The sequence below is a fragment of the Mycobacterium sp. IDUB_19 genome, from assembly GCF_055419445.1.
Window position 1 is genome coordinate 1 of the sequence record NZ_JBVAXR010000088.1, and the last position, 4,605, is coordinate 4,605.

At 67.5% G+C, this 4,605-nt stretch carries 4 protein-coding genes; all 4 read right to left on the reverse strand.

The window, feature by feature from the left end; all coding sequences use genetic code 11:
• On the reverse strand, positions 1–794 hold a 794-nt coding region (locus tag ACZY0B_RS26715; RefSeq protein ID WP_463767247.1), incomplete at its 3' end, for an IclR family transcriptional regulator.
• Between the two features lie 218 nt (positions 795–1,012).
• A complete protein-coding gene (locus ACZY0B_RS26720) occupies positions 1,013–2,479 on the reverse strand; it encodes an FAD-dependent oxidoreductase (protein WP_463767248.1) in 1,467 nt (488 codons plus the stop codon).
• Positions 2,476–3,384 carry a biphenyl-2,3-diol 1,2-dioxygenase gene (gene bphC, locus ACZY0B_RS26725; protein WP_463767249.1) on the reverse strand — a complete coding sequence of 303 codons (909 nt, stop codon included), beginning with the start codon at positions 3,382–3,384 and terminating at the stop codon, positions 2,476–2,478. Before bphC ends, ACZY0B_RS26720 begins: the two co-directional genes overlap by 4 nt.
• A 10-nt stretch (positions 3,385–3,394) precedes the next feature.
• On the reverse strand, positions 3,395–4,579 hold the full coding sequence (locus ACZY0B_RS26730; RefSeq protein WP_463767250.1) for an acyl-CoA dehydrogenase family protein: 1,185 nt from the start codon (positions 4,577–4,579) through the stop codon (positions 3,395–3,397).
• Between the last annotated feature and the right edge of the window lie 26 nt (positions 4,580–4,605).

Here is a 4,605-nt window from a genome sequence, read left to right on the forward strand (position 1 = left end):
CGCAGCGGCTGAAGCGTCGGAGCGACCCGCGGCGGGCCGTCTTCGACGTTGCGCCAGATGCCCATCGCCGTCATGCGCACCGGCGCGGTGAGTCGCTGATCGAACATCATGCGATTCATCGGGCCGCAGACCGACACCGCGGCAACAGCCTCGCCCGGGCCGCCGATAGGCGCTGCGACACAACCGAAGCCGAGCAGCGACTCCTCGCGCTCGAACGCCACGCCATGGGCGCGCACCTTGGCCAGCTCCGCGGCCAGCTGTGAGCTGGTCGAGACCGAGTATTTGGTCTTACGGACCCGCAGATCGACTTGGGCGTCCTCGTCGCGGTAGGCCAGGATCGCCTTGCCCACGGCGGTGCAATGCGCGGGTTGGCGGCCGCCCACCCGGGTGGGAATCGCGTCGGCCATCCGGTCGCCGGTCTTGTCGAGGTAGACGACGTCGGGTCCGTCCAGCACCGCGAGGTGTGCGACAAGGCCGGTGGCGCGGTGCAATTCGCCCAGCAGCGGCCCCGCCGCACGCACCAGGCGGTCCTGGTGCACGGCCAGCGACCCGAGTTCGACCAGGCGCATGCCGAGCTCGTAGTCGCGTCCGCTGCGGCGCAGCCAGCGCAGCTGCACCAGGCGCTCGAGCATCCGGTGTGCTGAGGAACGCGGCAGGCCGGTGCGCCGGACGATCTGGGCCAGTGTCAGCCGTCCCGGTCCTTCGAACGCGTCGAGGACCAACGAAATGCGGTCGATGACGGCCGTGGGAGTGCTTGATTCGGGGGTGGAAACGGAGCGCACGGTCCCTGACATCGGTCCTCCAAAGGGCGGGGTGTATCTGGCTGCCATATTCCTATTAGGAATATCTGTTGTACCACACGGATGTGGCCGCTGTCACACACCAACACTGACGGGCGAGCGTGTCGTGGCGGCGTTGAGTGTGCGCTGACGGCGCATTATCGGCGCAATTCCCGACCAGGGCACACACTCAACGCCCTCAGCGCACTTTCACAAGGAGCTGGGCGAGGTGATCAGCCCTTGGTGGCCGACCGGCCGGCGCGGCGGCCATAAAAGCTGCCGTCACCGAGCGAGGCGCCGCTGGCATAACCCCAGGCGGCGAGTCCGGCGGTTGATCGGCCCGCGGCGAAGAGCCCCGGGATGGGTTCGCCGCTGACGTGCAGCACCTCGGCATCCAGCGTGGTGGCCAGCCCGCCCAGGGTGAAGCCGCCGGTGTTCTCGCGCAGGTCGATCGCGCCGACCGGGCTGCCGATCGGCTTGATCCATTCCGGCTTCTTGTGCAGCAGCGGATCCTCACCGCGCGCAGCGCCCTCGTTATAGGCGGCGACGGTCGCCTGCAGTGAACCGGGTGCCAGGCCGATGTCGCGCTCCAAGTCGGCCACGCTGTCGGCCACCCAGGTCGGCGGCCGCAGCATGAACTTCGGTGACCACGAGGCCATCGCCTCTTCCTGCGCATCGTTGTCGATGATCAGGTAGGCGGTGTTGTCCTGGTGGTAGAGCGTGAGCTGTCCGACGCGGCCCGGGTAGGTGTCCTCGGCGACGTACCGCTGGCCACGCCCGTTGACCAAGATCCCGCGCACCAGCTGCTGCGGGTCGATGAAAATCGCGACCTCGGTGGCGTCCATGTGGGCCAGATCGGCGCCGAGTGCCTGCGCCATCCGGATCGCCTGCCCGTCGTGCTGCTCGATCGACGCGGCCGGACGTCCGGCGATCCGTGGCGCGAAGCGCGCCACCATCGCGTCGTTGTAGGCGAAGCTTCCCGTCGCCAGCACGACCCCGGTGCGCGCGCGGATCGTCATCTCGGTGCCGTACTGCCGGGCGCGGATGCCGACCACCCGGCCGTCGGATTCGACGATCAGGCACTGCACCCGCACGTCATAAAGCGCCCGTGCGCCTGCCGCGGTTGCGGTTTCGACGAGCGGCTTCATCAGCATGTAGCCGGCGCTGGCCTCGCCCTGCTTCTTGTTCTGCATCTGCGGGACATGCCCGCGCGGGGCGGGGGAGGCGATCGTGTTGAACGGGTAGGAGTTCTCGCCGCCGCTGTACATCAGCCCCTGATCGCCCATCGGCTCCCAGCCGGGCTCGGAAAAGAACTCCGCCTTGAACGGCACGCCGCACCCGACAAGCCACTCGAAGTGCGCGACGCTGCCGGCGCAGTAATCGGCGATCCGGTTTTCGTCGGCGCCCGGCCCCATCGCAACGTTGAGGAACGCCGCCATGTTGTCGACGGAATCGGTGAAACCGCAAGCTTTTTGCAGCGGCGTGCCGCCGCCCAGGTAGATGAACCCGCCAGCCATCGCCGCCGCGCCGCCCCAGGAGCCGGTGCGTTCGGCCACCAGAACGTCGGCGCCGGACCGGGCCGCTTCGACCGCGGCCGCCGCGCCCGCGACGCCGTAGCCGGCGATGACGACGTCGGCTTCGTGATCCCACGCGGTGATCGACGACGCCGCAACCGGTGTGACGTCAGTGTCAGGTGTCATAGCTGCATCGCCGCGGGCATCTCGCCGACCCACTGGTGGCCCCAGTAGCTGTCGGCAGTGATTTCCTCTGCGGTGTAATAGGTTTCGTCGACCCGCATGCCTTCGGTGCCGAACTCGATGTCCCAATCGCCGGGCGCCCGGACGTAGAAGGAGATCATCTTGTCGTTGGTGTGGCGGCCGAGCGTGGACGACAGCTGGAAGCCCTCGGCGTTGACCCGGTCGAGCGCCTGACCCACCGCGTCGAGGGTGTCGACCTCGACCATGATGTGCACCAGGCGTGGGTCGCGCATATGTGCGGCGGGTACGATCGCCAGGCTGTGGTGGCGTTCGTTGATCCCGAGGAAGCGAACTCGCACCGGGCCAAACTCTTTCGGCAACGGCACCCGGAACGCGCCGCGGGAGCGGAAACCCAATACCTCGGTGTAGAAGGCGAACAACCCGTTGGGATCCATCGCGGGCACCACGACGTGGCCCAGGCCCTGATCGCCGGTGACGAATTTCGCGCCGAACGGAGTGACGACCGGGCTGTGATCAAGCACCGGACCGTGGAACACCTCGATTGTGGTGCCGGCCGGATCGTCGAAGGTGATCACCTCTTCCACCCGGCGGGCTTCGGCGTCGTCGACGGACAGTTGCTTGAATGGCATCCCGGCGCTGTCGAGGGCCGCCTTGATCCGTTGCAGCGCCGGGTGATCGCGCACCTCCCAGCCGATGGTGAGCACCCGATCGGTCTCACCCGGCAGCACGATCAGCCGCGCGGCACGCTCATCCATTCGCAGATACAGCGCGGACTCGTCGGGGCCCCTCCCTTCGGCGAAACCCAGGACGCCGAAGGCAAAGCGGCGCCAGCGTTCGATGTCGTTCGTCGAAATGGTGATGTAGCCAAGGCTTTTCAGGTCCGTCATCGCAGGCTCCTTAAATCAGCGCCCGCAGCGGACCCTCGGGGGGCTCGATGCCAATCGAACTCAACGCCGATGCGTGGTAAGTGGTGCCGGGCACATGAATGGCATGCATCTGGCCGACGTGCACGTCACGCCAGTACCGCTGCAGCGGCTTGTCCATCCGGGCCGCATTGCCGCCCGAGCGGGCGAAGATCTCGTCGACGGCCGCCACCGCGCGCCAAACCGCGCGGACCTGCGTCCGGCGTCCGGCGGCGCGATCGGCGAAAGATACCTCCTTGCCGGCGGCGACCATGTCGTAGATCCGGTCGGCGTTGGCCAGCAGCTCCTGGCGGGCGGCGTTGATGTCTGCCGCGGCCTCACCGATCGCGTGCATGACGTACGGGTCGTCCTTGATCGCGGTTCCGGTGGCGCCGACGCGCTCGCGCTGGTAGTCCAGGTGCGCGGCGAGCGCGCCCTCCGCGATGCCGATTGTCGCCGCGGAGATGCCCAGCGGGAACATCGTCGACCACGGCATCAGATACAGCGGCTCGGTCATGCCGGCCTCCCGTTGGGCGGTGCCGTCCATCACCTTGGTCGCGTCCATGGTCCGGTAGCTCGGGACGAACGCGTCTTTGACGATGACGTCCTTGGAGCCGGTTCCCCGCAGCCCCACCACATTCCACGAGTCCTCGACGATCTCGTAGTCCTTGCGCGGCAGGATCATATGCAGCATCCGGGGCGGCATCAGCGGGATGCCTTTTTCGTCGCCGAGCATGGCGCCCAGGATGATCCAATCGCAATGGTCGGTGCCGGAGCTGAACTGCCAGCGGCCGTTGAAGAGGTAGCCGCCGTCGACGGGTTTCGCCACGCCCTGTGGCGCATACGGAGAGGCCATCCACGTGTCGACGTCGTCGGCCCAGATTTCGGCGGAGACTTTCGGGTCGGCGTAGGCCAATTGGTAGGGATGCACGCCCACCACGCCGACGATCCAGCCGGCGGCGGGGTCCAGCGCCGCGGTGGCCATCGTCGTCTCGGCGAACTCGCGGGGGTGGACCTCGAAGCCTTGGTATTGCTTGGTCTGCAGCAGCCGGATCAGGCCGGCGCCCTTCATCAGCTTGACGGTGTCGTCGGTGAGCCGGCCAATTCGTTCGGCCTCCGCGGCCTGGTCGCGCAATTGGTCCGCCATGGCCACTACCCGGTCGAGTACCCGGTCGCTCATATCGTTGTCCTTACGTGTGTGGGCTA

Bases quoted from the DNA above. Each gene is read 5' to 3' on its own strand.
- ACZY0B_RS26720 (WP_463767248.1), bottom strand. From the start codon at position 2,479: ATGACACCTGACACTGACGTCACACCGGTTGCGGCGTCGTCGATCACC.
- bphC (WP_463767249.1), bottom strand. From the start codon at position 3,384: ATGACGGACCTGAAAAGCCTTGGCTACATCACCATTTCGACGAACGAC.
- ACZY0B_RS26730 (WP_463767250.1), bottom strand. From the start codon at position 4,579: ATGAGCGACCGGGTACTCGACCGGGTAGTGGCCATGGCGGACCAATTG.